This is a genomic window from Stenotrophomonas sp. YJH_SMC_27 (assembly GCF_059369815.1).
This window is the reverse complement of record NZ_JCAFTA010000001.1, coordinates 669,548-684,204: the sequence shown is the minus strand read 5'-3', so window position 1 is coordinate 684,204 and position 14,657 is coordinate 669,548. Positions and strand designations below refer to the sequence as shown.

Below are 14,657 nucleotides of genomic sequence, written 5' to 3'. Positions count from 1 at the left end.
GCGCTGCCCCCGAACTCGGGGGGCGGTAGTGCCGGCCGCTGGCCGGCATTCGGGTCAACTCAGGGCGATTGTGGTTGTCGGCCTGCGGTCGGCACGACCGGGCGGCGGCCGATCCCGAACCAGCCCAGGGTGACGCCGCACAGCGGGCCGATCAGCAGGGCGAAGGCGAGGGTGCCGAGGCCGACGTTGCCGCCCAGCCACCAGCCCAGCAGCAGCACGCTGCCTTCGATGAGGCTGCGCACCTTCCAGATCGCCCAGCCGGTGCGGGCATGCAGGCCGGTCATGAGGCCATCGCGTGGACCCGGGCCGAGGCGGGCGCCGATGTACAGGCCGGTGGCCAATGGCACCAGCAGCATGCCCGCGCAGAACATCGTCAGTTGCCAGCCAAGGCCGACGGCCGGCGGCAGCAGCCACAGCCCGAACTGCGCGGAGGGACCGATCAGCATCACGTTGAGCACGGTGCCGACGCCCGGCTTCTGCCGCAGCGGCCACCACAGCAGCAGCACCAGTGCGCCAATCACATTGGTGGCCAGGCCAAACGAGAGCGGGGTCTGCGCGGCGATGCCCTGTGACAGCACATCCCACGGCGCCACGCCGATGGCGGCACGGATCATCAGCGAAGCACCAAAGCCGTACAGGAACAGGCCGGTGATCAGTTGCAGCAGGCGCAGGGGCAGGGCGGTGGGCACGGTGGGCTCGGGGGAGAGGAATCTGTTTCCACCGTAATCCCGATTCAGTCACTTCAATAGATACAGATGCCGACCAATCCGCCGCTACAGGCGGAATCTGTAGAGCCGAGCCCATGCTCGGCTGCTTTGCCTGGCACCATCAGCCGAGCATGGGCTCGGCTCTACATGACGCTTCAGTCGTCCCAGCCCACCAGTGCCAGCTTGCCCACCGTGCGTCCGCTGGCCAGGCGCTGATGCGCAATGTCCAGATTTGCCGCATTGATCGTGCCCAGTGACTCACTGAGCGTGCCGCGCAGCTGGCCAGCATCGATCATGCTGGCGGCGCGGCTGAGGATGCGGTGCTGTTCGATGCGGTCGGCGGTGGCAAAGCGCGAGCGCGCGAACATGAATTCCCAGTGGATGCCGATGCACTTGGCCTTGTAGGGATCGCCGATGCGCAGCGGGCCACGTGGCTCGACAATCAGCCCGACATGTCCCTGCGGCGCCAGCAGCTGGCCCAGCTCATCCCAGTACCGGTCGGTGTCGGCCAGGTTGAGTGCGACCTGCACCGCGTCGATGCCGAGCGCATGCAGCTGGGCCTGGAGCGGCTGCCGGTGATCAATCACGTGCCGGGCACCCATCTGCCGGCACCAGTCGGCCGAGGCTTCGCGCGACGCAGTGGCGATCACCTCGAAACCCGCATGGCGGGCCAGCTGGATCGCCATCGAGCCGACGCCGCCCGCACCGCCGATCACCAGCAGGTTCTGGCCGGCGTGGCGGCAATCATCCAGCCGCAGGGGCATACGCTCGAACAGCAGTTCCCAGGCAGTGAGCGTGGTCAGCGGCAGTGCCGCGGCCTCGGCGAAATCCAGCGTGGTGGGTTTGCGCGCGACCAGACGTTCGTCCACCCATTGGTACTGCGCGTTGCACCCCGGGCGGGTGACATCACCGGCGTAATAGACCTCATCACCGGACGCGAACAGGCTGGCCTCGTCGCCGATCGCCTCCACTACGCCGGCCGCGTCCCAGCCAAGGATGCGAGGTGCCTGGAGCGTGGCTGGATCCGTGCTGGCACGCTGCTTGCCGTCGACCGGGTTGACCGAAATCGCCTCGACCCGCACCAGCAGGTCGCGCCCCCGTGGAGGCAGCGGCGGAGGAAGGCGGATATCGCACAGCGCGGGGGCGGACTCACGACTCAGGGCGACGGCTTTCATCACGGCTCCGGCTGGGTTCGTGGTTTCCATCATAAGGTTCCTCACCTTTTCGCAGAGACGCTGAACTGCTCATCGCAGCGCGCTGCGCAATGTGTCGTTTCCAACGCCTAAACCCCGTCAAACCCTTGCAGCGTGAGGGTCTTGCGGATTTTCATCATCCTGTATAGGGTTTCAACGTCGGACCGATGGACGGTCGGGCGCAACACTTCACATGTTACGGGACTGTTAACATGGCCTTCACCCGCCTGAGCATAATGTTCGCGGCGGTGGCGTGCTGAATCGGCTGTCGTACATCGACGCACTTGTGCTGGCCCATGCCTCTACCGGTTTCATACCCCCGAAATAGGAGCTGTACTCAATGAACAAGAAGATCCTTACTGCCGCGCTGCTGGGCGGCCTGGCTTTCGCCCAGGCAGCTTCGGCGCAGGAGTTCGATGACCGCTGGTACCTGACCGGTTCGGCCGGCTTCAACTTCCAGGACAGCGACCGTCTGACCAATGATGCTCCGTTCGTGACCCTGGGCCTGGGCAAGTTCATCAGCCCGAACTGGTCGCTGGACGGTGAGCTGAACTATCAGAACCCGAACTTTGATTCGAACAAGGACCTGAACTGGTCGCAGTACGGCGTCTCGCTGGACCTGCGTCGCCACTTCATCAAGGAAGGCCGCGGCTGGAACCCGTACATCGTCGGTGGCCTGGGCTACCAGAAGTCGGAAGAAGAGTACCCGGCGCTGAATGCCAACGGTCCGCGCCAGCGTAAGGACGGCAACGTTGCCGCCAAGCTGGGCGTCGGCCTGCAGACCACCTTCGAAAAGCGCGTTGCTGTCCGCGCCGAAGTGGCTTACCGCGCTGACTTCGACGACCAGAGCGTTGCCGCTCCGAACGAAGACTGGTTCGGTGACGTGCTGGCTTCGGTCGGCGTCGTGATCCCGCTGGGCCCGGCTCCGGTCGCGGCTGCTCCGGCTCCGGCTCCGGTTGCCCCGAGCTGCGCCGATCTGGACGACGACGGTGACGGCGTCAACAACTGCGACGACAAGTGCCCGAACTCGCAGCCGGGTCAGACCATCGGTCCGGACGGTTGCCCGGTGCCGGTCTCCATCGACCTGAAGGGCGTCAACTTCGACTTCGACAAGTCGAACCTGCGTCCGGACGCCGTGGCGATCCTGAGCGAAGCCACCGAGATCCTGAAGCGTTACCCGGATCTGCGCGTTGAAGTTGCCGGTCACACCGACTCGAAGGGTACCGACGCTTACAACCAGAAGCTGTCGGAGCGTCGCGCCACCGCCGTGTACAACTACCTGACCAAGAACGGCGTTGACGCCGGTCGCCTGGTCGGCCCGATCGGCTACGGCGAGAGCCGTCCGATTGCTCCGAACACCAACCCGGATGGTTCGGACAACCCGGAAGGTCGCGCCAAGAACCGTCGTACCGAGCTGAACGTCCAGAACTAAGTTCTGACGCTCTGCCAGTAGGACACAGCAGGACCCGGCTTCGGCCGGGTCTTGTTGTTTCTGCGGCACTCAATCCAGGCATCTGGTGGTCTGCAAGTAACCGTTCGTCGGGTTTTTATCCTTAAAACCAATGAGTTGCCGTATTCATTGAAAGTGGCGCTTGAAAGCTGTCGCGGCATTGCTAAACTCGCCGCGTCCCTTCCTTTCCTGGATGCCCCTCATGCTGCGCTCTGCATCGGCCGCCTTCCTGGCGCTGGCCCTGGTTCCCGCCGCCCACGCTGCGGTCGATTGCTCGGTCAACACCAGCGCCTCGCCGCTGCCGTTGCCGGCCACGACCATCGCGCCGGTGGCCGACGAGCTGTACATCCGTGGCAACCAGCTGGGCATGCCGGCCGGTGTGCTGAGCAGCAACTACGATCCGTCGCAGTCGCTGGACCAGGTGCTGCAGCGCCTGCGCATCGACGGCTGCCAGAACATCGCCAAGGCCATCCCTAGCGCACCGGCGGTGAAGCCGAACGATCCGGCGGCCTACAAGCCGCAGACCGAATTCGACAACACGCCCTGGCGCTTCGACATGAGCCAGAACGGCAAGCGCATGACCGCCGAAGAGTTCGACGCCTGGATGAAGGCGCGCGGTGTGCGCGTGGTCAAGGCGCGTCCGGCCCCGGCCGCCACGCCGGCGGCGGCTGAAGCACCGGCTGAGACCAAGCCGGTCGACAAGAAATAAGCACCGCGGGGAGCAGAGGCTTGCGCACGCGCCGCCCACCTGCTGCCCCCGCTGCCCGCTCCCACGCACCGCGTGGGCGTGCGACTTCCGCTGCCGCTTCCGCCGGTGTCCGCCATGGCCTGGCGCGCGTACTGTCCAAGGCCGGCGTGTGCTCGCGCAGCGAGGCCGCGCGCTGGATTGCCGAAGGCCGCGTACGCGTGTCCGGCCGGATCGTGCGCGACCCGGAATTTCCGATTGGCCAGCCGGTGCCGCCGATCGAGGTCGATGGCCAGCCCATGGGCGCGCCACAGCGCCTGTACCTGATGCTCAACAAACCGCGCGGGGTAGTGACCACCGCGCAGGACGAGCGCGGCCGCGACACCGTCTACCGCTGTTTCGATGGCGCGGGGCTGCCGTGGATCGCGCCGGTCGGGCGCCTGGACAAGGCCAGTGAAGGGCTGTTGCTGTTCAGCAACGATCCGCAGTGGGCGGCGCGCCTGACCGACCCGCAGACCGGGCCGGACAAGACCTACCACGTGCAGGTTGATGGCCTGCCCGATGACGCGACGCTGGCGGCACTGCGGGCCGGCGTGGAGGACGAGGGCGAGTTCCTCGCCGCCCGTGCCGTGCGCGTACTGCGCAGTGGCGACAAGACCGCATGGCTGGAGGTGGTCCTCGACGAGGGCCGCAATCGCCATATCCGCCGCCTGTTGGCGGCCTTCGACCTGCAGGTGCTGCGCCTGGTCCGGGTCGCGATCGGCGGGCTGCAGCTCGGCGATCTCGGCAAGGGCCAGTGGCGGGTCCTGCAGGTCAGCGACCAGCAGCGGCTGGGGGCCGCTGCACCGGGCTGATCATCGCCCGTGGCCGGCGTTTGCCGGCCGCCGTTCCAGGCGTAGGGGGCGCCTGGCTGTCGAATATCCCGAACGGAGCCTGCCATGTACCACCTGACCCTCAATCAAACCCTGCGCTGCGCAGGCCTGCTGCTGCCGATGGTGCTGCTGAGCGCCTGTGGTGGCCACAAGAAGGTGGCCAAGGCGGAAACGCCGGCCGAGACCCCGGTGGTGGAAGTGAAGACCCCGGAGCTGGATGGTCGCGGCAGTTACCGCTTCCTGATGAGCAACGGCGACAAGAAGATGACCGCCGATGAGTTCGATGCCTGGATGAAGGCCAACGGTATCCGCGTAGCCAAGGGCAATGGCCAGGATGCCGCCGCCAAGCCGGTGGTGGTGGCCAGCAAGGACGAGCCGAAGGGCAAGAAGAAAAAGAAGTGACGCGCGTCGCGCGTCATTTCGGTAGCGCCGGGCCGTGCCCGGCGAGCGCATGGCGCGGCTTTCGGGAAATCGCCGGGCATGGCCCGGCGCTACCCCTGGGGATCCGACCCCGGTGCGGTCAGCCCTTGACCACGCCCAGTTCGACGCCGATGCGCGTGAATGCATCGATCGCGCGGTCCAGATGCTCGCGGCTGTGCGCGGCGCTGATCTGGGTGCGGATGCGCGCCTGGCCCTTGGGTACCACCGGGAAGAAGAAACCGATCGCGTAGATGCCTTCTTCGAGCAGGCGCTCGGCGAACTTCTGTGCCAGCGGCGCGTCGTACAGCATCACCGGGCTGATCGGATGTACGCCCGGCTTCACGTCGAAACCGGCCGCGGTCATTTTTTCGCGGAAGTAGGCGGTGTTCTCGGCCAGCGTGCTGCGCAGGTCGTCGGCGGCGGCCAGCATTTCGAATGCCTTGATGCCTGCGGCCACCACGTGCGGCGGCAGCGAGTTGGAGAACAGGTACGGGCGCGAGCGCTGGCGCAGCAGTTCGATCACTTCGGCGCTGGCGCAGGTGAAGCCGCCAAGTGCGCCACCCATGGCCTTGCCCAGGGTGCCGGTGATGATGTCGATCTTCTCCAGCACGCCCTTGACCTCGGCCGAACCGCGGCCGGTGGCGCCAAGGAAACCGGTGGCGTGGCATTCGTCGATGTGCACCAGCGCGTTGTACTTCTTCGCCAGCGCAGTGATCTCGTCCAGCGGCGCGATGAAGCCGTCCATCGAGAACACGCCGTCGGTGGTGATCAGCTTGGTCTTGCAGCCGGCGGCATCGGCGGCCTGCAGCTGGGCTTCCAGGTCGGCCATGTCGCAGTTGGCGTAGCGGAAACGCTTGGCCTTGCACAGGCGCACGCCGTCGATGATCGACGCATGGTTCAGTGCGTCGGAAATGATCGCGTCATTCTCGCCAAGCAGTGGCTCGAACAGGCCGCCATTGGCATCGAAGCAGGCCGCGTACAGGATGGTGTCCTGCTTGCCGAAGAAATCGGCGATCTGCTTCTCCAGCTGCTTGTGCAGGTCCTGGGTGCCGCAGATGAAGCGCACCGACGCCATGCCGAAGCCGTGGCTGTCCAGCGCGTCCTTGGCGGCCTGGATCAGGTCCGGGTGGTCGGCCAGGCCCAGATAGTTGTTGGCACAGAAATTCAGCACCGTGCGGCCGTCGTCGAGGGTGATCTCGGCCGACTGCGGGCTGGTGATGATCCGCTCGGACTTGAACAGGCCCTGGGCGCGGATGGCGTCCAGTTCCTCGGCGTAGTGGCGGGTCAGGGCGGAGGAGGGGTCGGTCATGGCGTGGGCACGGTTCTGAGCGGGGAAACCGCTGATTCTACCGGGCATCGCCGCTTGCCAACCGGCGCAGTTGCGGCGTCACCAGAGCGGACACATGTTGCATCGCAATAGCAAACGGGTTAAAAATTCGTGAACCGGCGCTGTCCCGCTCCGGCCGCCCCGCCTTCCGCGCCACGCCACCGCCCCCACCGGAGACGCTCATGAAGCACGCCCGTGCCTGCCTCGCCATTGCCGCTGCCCTGTCCATGGCCGCCCCGTTCACCGCCAGTGCCCAGGAAGACGAATCGCCGTACAGCTGGAACGTCACCGCCGTTTCCGATTACCTGTTCCGTGGTGTCTCACAGACCGACGAAAAGCCGACCCTGCAGGCGGGGTTCACCTACACCTCGCCGGTCGGCCTGTATGCCGGTGTCTGGGGTTCGGGCGTCGACTTCGGTCCGGGCGACCCGAGCACCGAGGTCGACTACCAGATCGGCTATGGAGTTGACGTCACGCCCCGCGTCAATTTCGACGCCCTGCTGAACCGCTACACCTACCTCGGTGCCAGCGAGCTGAACTACAACGAGCTGATCACCACCACCACGCTGGATGAGACCTACAAGCTGACGGTGGCCTACACCAACGATGTCTGGAACAGCAGCACCGATGGCTGGTACTTCGGCCTGGGCGGCAGCTGGGGCCTGCCGAAAGACTTCACGCTGAATGCCAACGTCGGTCGCAGCACCTTCGAGGACGGCATCGCCAAGGACTACACCGACTGGAACGTCGGCGTCGCGCGCCAGTTCGGCCTGTTCAACGTCGGCCTGGGCTACTACGGCACCGATGGCAACGGCCGTGACAACTCCGGCAAGCTGGCCCACAGCCGGGTGATGCTGAGCGTGGCCGTCGGCAAGTAACGCCGCAGGCGTTACGGCAGGTGCCAGGCTTGCCTGGCACGCATTGCGAAAAAGGCGCCCATCGGGCGCCTTTTTCATTCCGGTGACGCCGGGCATGGCCCGGCGCTACCGTGGGGCGGATCAGTTCCAGCTCAATACCACTTTGCCGGCCTTGCCTTCTTCCATCAGGTCGAAGCCCTTCTGGAAATCGTCAATCGGCAGCTGGTGGGTCATCACCTTGCCGAGCGGGAAGCCGGACAGCACCAGCTGGGTCATCTTGTACCAGGTCTCGTACATCTTGCGGCCGTAGATGCCCTGCACGGTCAGGCCCTTGAAGATGATCTTGTCCCAGTCGCAGCCGGCGCCCTTGGGCATGATGCCGAGCATGGCGATCTTGCCGCCGTGGTACATGCAGTCGAGCATGTCATTGAAAGCGCGCGGGTTGCCGCTCATTTCCAGGCCCACGTCGAAGCCTTCCATGTGCAGTTCCTTCATCACGTCCTTCAGCGACTGGTTGGCCACGTTGACCACGCGGGTAGCGCCCATGTCGGCGGCCAGCTTCAGGCGGAAGTCGTTGACGTCGGTCACCACTACGTTACGCGCGCCGATGTGCTTGCAGATGCCGGCGGCGATGATGCCGATCGGGCCGGCACCGGTGATCAGCACGTCCTCCCCGATCACATCGAATTCCAGCGCACAGTGCGCGGCGTTGCCGTAAGGATCGAAGAACGCGGCCAGCTCCGACGGAATCTGGTCCGGGATCGGCCACAGGTTGCTGGCCGGCATCACCATGTATTCGGCGAACGCGCCGTTGACGTTGACGCCGATGCCGACGGTGTTCGGACACAGGTGCGGGCGGCCGCCCCGGCAGTTGCGGCAATGACCGCAGACGATGTGGCCTTCGGCCGAGACGCGCTGGCCGATCTCATAGCCGGTCACTGCCGAGCCCAGCGCGGCGACGCGGCCGACGAATTCGTGGCCGATGGTCAGGCCCGGCTTGATGGTGCGCTGGCTCCACTCGTCCCACAGGTAGATGTGCAGGTCGGTACCGCAGATCGCGGTCTTCTCCAGCTTGATCAGGACCTCGTTCGGGCCGGGGGTCGGCACCGGAACTTCTTCCAGCCAGATGCCCTTGGCTGCTTCGCGCTTGACCAGGGCCTTCATCGTTTGCTGCGCCATCGGGGTGGAACTCATCAGGGGGAAAGCGCGGATTATAGGGTGCCGGACGGAATTCCCATGTTGCGCTGCGGGTGCTTTGGCGGAACGAAAGGCGTGCGCAGGCGGGCGTTTCGAACGTGCTGCAGACAGCAGCGCCGCTTCGCTCGCCGGGCATGGCTCTGCGCTACCGTCCGAGGCCAGGGGACTGTGGGGAGGCGAGAGGCCAGGCCGATGCAGGACCGTAAGCGCCATGGATGGCGCGACCGAGCCCCCATGGGTGAGGGCGCTTTGCTTGCGAAGCACTGCTTCGCAAGCGCCAGAACGCACAGCCGCCAGCGGCTGGGCCGGGCCGCGGAGCGGGGTTTACGGCGTGTCCTGCATCGGCTTGGCTTCTCGCCTCTGACCGATCGCAATGGAAACGCTGAACGGTGGAGGCACCTGATTGCATGACTTCCGGGGTTCGGGCCGCGGCGGGGCGGCGGGCTACAATCGAGGGTTCCACTACCAGGGGCCGCTCCATGCGCTCGAACCTGCTTGCATTTTCCATCGTCGCCAGCCTCGGGCTGGCCCAGGTCGCCCATGCCGCTGAAGGCATGTGGGTGCCGCAGCAGCTGCCGGAAATCGCCGGCCCGCTGCAGAAGGCCGGCCTGAAGCTGTCCCCGCAGCAGCTGTCCAACCTGACCGGCGACCCGATGGGCGCGGTCGTCGCCCTCGGCGGCTGCACCGCCAGCTTCGTCTCGCCGCAGGGTCTGGTGGTCACCAACCACCATTGCGCGTATGGCGCCATCCAGCTGAATTCGACCGCGCAGAAGAACCTGATCAAGGACGGCTTCAACGCGCCGACCCTGAAGGACGAACTGAGCGCCGGCCCGAACGCCCGCGTGTTCGTGCTCGACCAGATCACCGACGTCACCGCCCAGGCCAAGGCCGCCATCGCCGCCGCCGGCAATGACCCGTTGGCCCGCAGCCGCGCGCTGGACGCCTTCGACAAGGCCCAGGTTGCCGCCTGTGAGGCCGATGCCGGTTTCCGCTGCCGCCTGTACAGCTTCTCCGGCGGCAACACCTACCGCCTGTTCCGCAACATGGAAATCAAGGATGTGCGCCTGGTCTACGCGCCCCCGGGCAGCGTCGGCAAGTTCGGCGGCGACGTCGACAACTGGATGTGGCCACGCCACACCGGCGATTTCTCGTTCTACCGCGCCTACGTCGGCAAGGACGGCAAGCCGGCCGCCTTCGCCGCCGACAACGTGCCGTACCAGCCCAAGCACTTCCTGAAGTTCGCCGACCAGCCGCTGGGCGCCGACGACTTCGTGATGGTGGCCGGCTACCCGGGCCGCACCAACCGCTACGCGCTGGCCGGTGAGTTCAACGAAACCGCCAGCTTCACCTACCCGACCATCGCCAAGCACTACAACGCGGTGCTGAAGCTGATCGCCGACGCCGGCAAGGCCGACGCCGACGTCAAGGTGAAGTACGCCGCCACCGCCGCCAGCATGAACAACGTGGCCAAGAACTACCTGGGCCAGCTGGAAGGCTTCAAGCGCATCGACGCCGCTGGCCAGAAGCAGGCTGAAGAAGCCGCCGTGCTGGCGTGGCTGAAGAAGCAGGGCGCTGCCGGCAAGCCGGCCCTGGCCGCACACGCGCAGCTGCTCAAGCATCTGGATACCAGCAAGGCCACCCGCGAACGCGACCTGTTCGTCGGCCAGTTCAACAACACCTCGGCCGTTGGCGCGGCGATCACCCTGTACCGCCTGTCGATCGAGCGCAGCAAGCCGGATGCCGAACGCGAAGCCGGTTACCAGGAACGCGACCTGACCACCATCGAAGGTGGCCTGAAGCAGATGGATCGTCGCTACGTGGCGAAGATGGACCAGCAGCTGCAGGCCTACTGGCTGGAGCAGTACGTGGCCCTGCCGGCCGCGCAGCGCGACAATGACGTGCTGAACAAGTGGCTGGCCGGCAGCGATGCCGCTGCGGTGAAGTCGGTGGTGGCCAAGCTGTCGGGCACCGAGCTGGGCAGCCTGGATGCACGCCTGAAGTGGTTCAAGGCCGACCGTGCCGCGTTTGAAGCCAGCAGCGATCCGGCCATCCAGTACGCCGTAGCTGTCATGCCGGCACTGCTGAAGCAGGAAGAGCAGAAGAAGATCCGCGAAGGCGAATCGCTGACCGCGCGCCCGCTGTACCTGCAGGCCGTGGCCGACTACAAGAAGAGCCAAGGTGAGTTTGTCTACCCGGACGCCAACCTGTCGCTGCGCATCACCTTCGGCAACGTCATGGGCTATGGCAAGGATGGCGTGACGTACACCCCGTTCACCACCCTGGAAGGCGTGGCGGCGAAGGAGACCGGTGAAGATCCGTTCGATTCGCCGAAGGCGCTGCTCGATGCGGTCAAGGCCAAGCGTTACGGCGGCCTGGAAGACAAGCGCATCGGTTCGGTGCCGGTGAACTTCCTGTCCAACCTGGACATCACCGGCGGCAACTCGGGTTCGCCGGTGCTGGACGCCAACGGCAAGCTGGTCGGCCTGGCCTTCGATGGCAACTGGGAATCGGTCAGCTCCAACTGGGTGTTCGACCCGGTGATGACCCGCATGATCGCCGTCGACAGCCGCTACATGCAGTGGATCATGCAGGAAGTGGCGCCGGCGCCGCAGCTGCTGAAGGAACTGAACCTGGCGAAATAAACCGGTTGCGGTAGTGCCGGCCGCTGGCCGGCAAACACGACCCGATGGCCGGGAATTCCGAAACCCCGCGACCCACGTCGCGGGGTTTTTTCATGCCCGGCCCGGCCCGGTGCGCCGAACAGGTATCATCCCTGTTCCGCGTGCTTCACAGGATGTGAACGAAACGCGGAAACCTCCTCCCCCCAGGACCCCTTGCACGCATGCGCATCCTGCTTGCCCGCCACGGCGAAACGCCGTGGAACGCCGAAGGCCGCTACCAGGGCCAGATCGACATCCCGCTTTCGCCGATCGGCGAAGCCCAGGCCCAGGCCCTGGGTGCCCGCCTGGCCTCGGTGGACATCACCCGTGCCGTCGCCTCGCCGCTGTCGCGCGCGCAGCGGACCGCGCAGCTGGCGCTTGGCGCCGCCCGCGCCGACATGCTGCTGACCGAGCCGGAGCTGCAGGAAATCGCCCACGGTGAATGGGAAGGGTTGCTGGCCAGCGAGATCCACGAGAAGGATCCGTCGCGCCTGCAGGCCTGGCGCGAGGAGCCGGATACGGTGTTGATGCCCGGCGGCGAATCGCTGCGCCTGGTGCTGGAGCGCAGCTGGCGTGGCCTGGCCCGCGCCACCGAAGGCCTCGGCGAGCACGACACCCTGCTGGTGGTTGCGCACGATGCGGTCAACCGCGTGATCCTGTGCAAGGTGCTGGGCCTGCCGCTTTCCCGGCTGTGGACCTTCCGCCAGGCACCGACCACGCTCAACCTGCTCGAAGGCGCCGACCTGGACAGCCTGGAAGTGGTGCGCCTGAACGACTGCGCCCACCACACGCCGTTCTTCGGCGAAGCCAAGCACCGCGCCCTCTGATTCCCGAACCACCTGCTTCTGCTGGAACCCCTGCCGTGACGAACACCCCGACCACCCTGGCCGACTGGCTGGACTACATTGAACGCCAGCACCCGGCGACCATCGACATGGGCCTGGAGCGCGTGCGCGCCGTGGCCACCGCGATGGGCCTGGGGGCGCCGGGCAAGCGCACCATCGTGGTTGGTGGCACCAACGGCAAGGGCTCGACCGTCGCCTTCATCGAAGCCATTGCACGTGCCGCCGGCTGGAAGGTTGGCGCATACACCTCGCCGCATCTGCTGCGCTACAACGAGCGCGTGCGCATCGACGGCCAGGACGTGGACGATGCGGCGCTGGTTGCTGCGTTCAACGCCGTCGAGGCCGCACGCGGCGAGACCACGCTGACCTATTTCGAGTACGGCACGCTGGCCGCGCTGCAGCTGTTCGCCGACGCCGGGCTGGACCTGGCGGTTCTGGAAGTGGGTCTGGGCGGTCGCCTGGATGCGGTCAACATCGTCGACGCCGATGTGGCCGTGATCACCACTGTGGACATCGACCATGCGGAATGGCTGGGCGAAGACCGCGAAGCAATCGGCACCGAGAAGGCCGGCATCATCCGTGGCTGGAAGCCGGTGATCCTGGGTGAGACCGACCCGCCGTCGAGCGTGCTCGCACGGGCCTACCTGGTGGGTGCCAACGCGATCCGCGGCGGCAGCGACTATTTCTACGAGCCGATCGATGCCCAGCGCTGGCGCTGGCGGGACGTTGGCCTGCGCATGGAACTGCCAACCCCGGCGCTGGCCGGGCCGATCCAGCTGGCCAATGCGGGTGCCGCCATTGCTGCGCTGCGCGCGCTGGACAAGCCGGTGCCGCGCGCGGCGTGGGCCGCTGGTATCGCGGCGGCGCGTATCCCGGGTCGGCTGCAGGCGTTCGAGCGAGATGGCGTGCAGATCCGCGTCGACGTCGGGCACAACCCGCAGGCGGCGGGCCAGCTGGCCCGCGCGCTGAAGGCCGAAGCGTCGGCCGGGCGCACCTTGGCGGTGTATGCCGCATTGCAGGACAAGGACGCGGTGGGTGTGGTGCAGGCATTGCAGGGCGTGGTTGGCGAGTGGACCCTTGCCGGCCTGGACGGCCCGCGCGGCCAGAGTGCCGCCCAGTTGCAGGCGCGCCTGGCCGAGACCGATGCTGGCAGCGCGCAGCTGGCCGCTTCGGTCGAGCAGGCGCTGGCGCAGGTACTGGACCGGGCCGAGCGCGGTGACCGCGTACTGGTGTTTGGCTCCTTCCATACCGCCGCCGCCGCGTTGCAGTGGCTGCAGCGCAACGCCTGAGCCACGTTCAGCCAATCCCGACGCCGTCCGGTCCGGCACCCGTATAATCGACCGCAACCTCCGGACAGTTGCCGCCTCACGTGGATACGCCTCTGAAACAGCGTCTGATTGGTGCCATCGTGCTGGTCGCACTGGCCGTGATTTTCCTGCCGATGCTGGTCAAGGGACCTGCACCGGACAGCGGTGTGGCCTCGGTGCCGATCGCCGCGCCGGATGCGCCGGCCGATGGCCAGTTCGAAACCCGTGAACTACCGCTGGTGGCTCCGGCCGGTGGTGCCACCGGCCTGCAGACCGGGCAGGCCAAGCCGCTGCAGGACGCCGCCACGCCAGCCACGCCGCCGACCGTGGACACCTCCCCGGCGGTTGCTGCCGGCAACTACGCCGTCACCTTCGGCGCCTACGGCAGCAAGGCCGACGCCGATGCCGTGATTGCCTACCTGCAGCGCTCGCAGCTGCCGGGCTTCGCAGAAGCGACCACCATCAACGGCCGTCAGGCATGGCGTGTGCGCGTGGGGCCGTACGCCGACCGTGCACAGGCCGAGGCCGCCCGCCTGCAGGCGGTGAAGATCCGTGCCGATGTGAAGGCCGAAGTGATCACCCTGGATGCCGCAGCGGACAGCAGCGCCCCGGTGGCAGCCACCCCGGCACCGGCTACGCCGAGCGCCAGTACCCCATCCGCCGCCACCGCGCCGTCGGCCAGCAGCAACCCGGTGCGCAGTGAAAGCCTGTCGCCGAGTACGCCGACTGCAACGACCACTCCGGCGGCCAAGCCCGAGCCGCCGAAGCCGGCGCCGAAGCCCGAAACCCCGAAGCCCGAGCCGAAGCCGGAGGCCACCGCGAGCAAGCCGGCAACGGCCCCGGCCACGCCGGCAGCACCGGCCGCCAGCGGCGTCGGCTTTGCCGTGCAGCTGGGCGCGTTCGGCCAGGCCAACGATGCCAACGCCCTGCGCGACAAGGTCCGCGCCGCCGGCTTCAGTGCTTTTGTCGAGCAGGTGCGCACCGAAAAGGGCACCCTGCATCGCGTCCGCGTCGGGCCGGTGGCCAACCGTGGCGATGCCGAGCAGCTGAAGGCGCAGGTCGCCGCCAAGGTCGGCGTCGCCGGCATGGTCCGGCCGCACCCATGACCCACGCGCAGCCGCGTTGCCAGCGCCGCCG

At 66.9% G+C, this 14,657-nt stretch carries 13 protein-coding genes; 9 read left to right on the top strand and 4 right to left on the bottom strand.

What is annotated here, in order from left to right; genetic code table 11:
* Positions 1–59 precede the first annotated feature (59 nt).
* Positions 60–689: a membrane protein YczE gene (gene yczE, locus AC5P7R_RS03305; protein ID WP_478436223.1), complete on the bottom strand. Its 630-nt coding sequence runs from the start codon at positions 687–689 to the stop codon at positions 60–62.
* Between the two features lie 173 nt (positions 690–862).
* On the bottom strand, positions 863–1,882 hold the full coding sequence (locus AC5P7R_RS03300) for a zinc-binding alcohol dehydrogenase family protein (RefSeq protein WP_021202255.1): 1,020 nt from the start codon (positions 1,880–1,882) through the stop codon (positions 863–865).
* A 358-nt stretch (positions 1,883–2,240) separates the two neighbouring features.
* Between AC5P7R_RS03300 and AC5P7R_RS03295 the strand changes: the two genes are divergently transcribed.
* The 4 genes from AC5P7R_RS03295 (at position 2,241) to AC5P7R_RS03280 (ending at position 5,309) form a co-directional block, all read left to right on the top strand.
* Entirely contained in the window at positions 2,241–3,332 is a 1,092-nt protein-coding gene (locus AC5P7R_RS03295; protein ID WP_019659558.1) for an OmpA family protein, read from the top strand.
* Positions 3,333–3,552: 220 nt separating this feature from the next.
* Positions 3,553–4,059: a hypothetical protein gene (locus AC5P7R_RS03290; RefSeq protein ID WP_014646073.1), complete on the top strand. Its 507-nt coding sequence runs from the start codon at positions 3,553–3,555 to the stop codon at positions 4,057–4,059.
* Positions 4,060–4,079: 20 nt separating this feature from the next.
* Positions 4,080–4,889, top strand: a complete 810-nt coding sequence (locus AC5P7R_RS03285; RefSeq protein ID WP_019659557.1) for a pseudouridine synthase — start codon at positions 4,080–4,082, stop codon at positions 4,887–4,889.
* 84 nt (positions 4,890–4,973) lie between these two features.
* Entirely contained in the window at positions 4,974–5,309 is a 336-nt protein-coding gene (locus AC5P7R_RS03280) for a hypothetical protein (RefSeq protein ID WP_019659556.1), read from the top strand.
* Positions 5,310–5,427: 118 nt separating this feature from the next.
* Here AC5P7R_RS03280 and kbl read toward each other — a convergent pair whose 3' ends face one another.
* Positions 5,428–6,636: a glycine C-acetyltransferase gene (gene kbl / locus AC5P7R_RS03275; RefSeq protein WP_021202257.1), complete on the bottom strand. Its 1,209-nt coding sequence runs from the start codon at positions 6,634–6,636 to the stop codon at positions 5,428–5,430.
* 200 nt (positions 6,637–6,836) lie between these two features.
* On the opposite strand from kbl, the gene AC5P7R_RS03270 reads away from it, so the two are divergent.
* Complete coding sequence (locus tag AC5P7R_RS03270; RefSeq protein ID WP_021202258.1) at positions 6,837–7,532, top strand: TorF family putative porin; 696 nt, start codon at positions 6,837–6,839, stop codon at positions 7,530–7,532.
* Between the two features lie 120 nt (positions 7,533–7,652).
* Here AC5P7R_RS03270 and tdh read toward each other — a convergent pair whose 3' ends face one another.
* Positions 7,653–8,675 (bottom strand): L-threonine 3-dehydrogenase, encoded by a 1,023-nt coding sequence (gene tdh / locus AC5P7R_RS03265; protein WP_026346966.1) that lies wholly within the window; start codon positions 8,673–8,675, stop codon positions 7,653–7,655.
* A 512-nt stretch (positions 8,676–9,187) separates the two neighbouring features.
* Between tdh and AC5P7R_RS03260 the strand changes: the two genes are divergently transcribed.
* From AC5P7R_RS03260 to AC5P7R_RS03245, 4 genes are all read left to right on the top strand, one after another.
* The gene (locus AC5P7R_RS03260; RefSeq protein WP_111097983.1) at positions 9,188–11,350 is read left to right on the top strand and encodes a S46 family peptidase; all 2,163 of its coding nucleotides are present in this window, start codon (positions 9,188–9,190) and stop codon (positions 11,348–11,350) included.
* 200 nt (positions 11,351–11,550) lie between these two features.
* Positions 11,551–12,195: a histidine phosphatase family protein gene (locus AC5P7R_RS03255; protein WP_005408242.1), complete on the top strand. Its 645-nt coding sequence runs from the start codon at positions 11,551–11,553 to the stop codon at positions 12,193–12,195.
* Between the two features lie 35 nt (positions 12,196–12,230).
* On the top strand, positions 12,231–13,502 hold the full coding sequence (gene folC / locus AC5P7R_RS03250; protein WP_134730175.1) for a bifunctional tetrahydrofolate synthase/dihydrofolate synthase: 1,272 nt from the start codon (positions 12,231–12,233) through the stop codon (positions 13,500–13,502).
* A gap of 80 nt (positions 13,503–13,582) precedes the next feature.
* A complete protein-coding gene (locus AC5P7R_RS03245; protein ID WP_227854102.1) occupies positions 13,583–14,626 on the top strand; it encodes an SPOR domain-containing protein in 1,044 nt (347 codons plus the stop codon).
* Positions 14,627–14,657: the final 31 nt, after the last annotated feature.

Coding starts and splice junctions, on each gene's coding strand:
- AC5P7R_RS03300 (WP_021202255.1), bottom strand. CDS start 1,882: ATGAAAGCCGTCGCCCTGAGTCGTGAGTCCGCCCCCGCGCTGTGCGAT.
- AC5P7R_RS03295 (WP_019659558.1), top strand. CDS start 2,241: ATGAACAAGAAGATCCTTACTGCCGCGCTGCTGGGCGGCCTGGCTTTC.
- AC5P7R_RS03290 (WP_014646073.1), top strand. CDS start 3,553: ATGCTGCGCTCTGCATCGGCCGCCTTCCTGGCGCTGGCCCTGGTTCCC.
- AC5P7R_RS03280 (WP_019659556.1), top strand. CDS start 4,974: ATGTACCACCTGACCCTCAATCAAACCCTGCGCTGCGCAGGCCTGCTG.
- kbl (WP_021202257.1), bottom strand. CDS start 6,636: ATGACCGACCCCTCCTCCGCCCTGACCCGCCACTACGCCGAGGAACTG.
- AC5P7R_RS03270 (WP_021202258.1), top strand. CDS start 6,837: ATGAAGCACGCCCGTGCCTGCCTCGCCATTGCCGCTGCCCTGTCCATG.
- tdh (WP_026346966.1), bottom strand. CDS start 8,675: ATGAAGGCCCTGGTCAAGCGCGAAGCAGCCAAGGGCATCTGGCTGGAA.
- AC5P7R_RS03260 (WP_111097983.1), top strand. CDS start 9,188: ATGCGCTCGAACCTGCTTGCATTTTCCATCGTCGCCAGCCTCGGGCTG.
- AC5P7R_RS03255 (WP_005408242.1), top strand. CDS start 11,551: ATGCGCATCCTGCTTGCCCGCCACGGCGAAACGCCGTGGAACGCCGAA.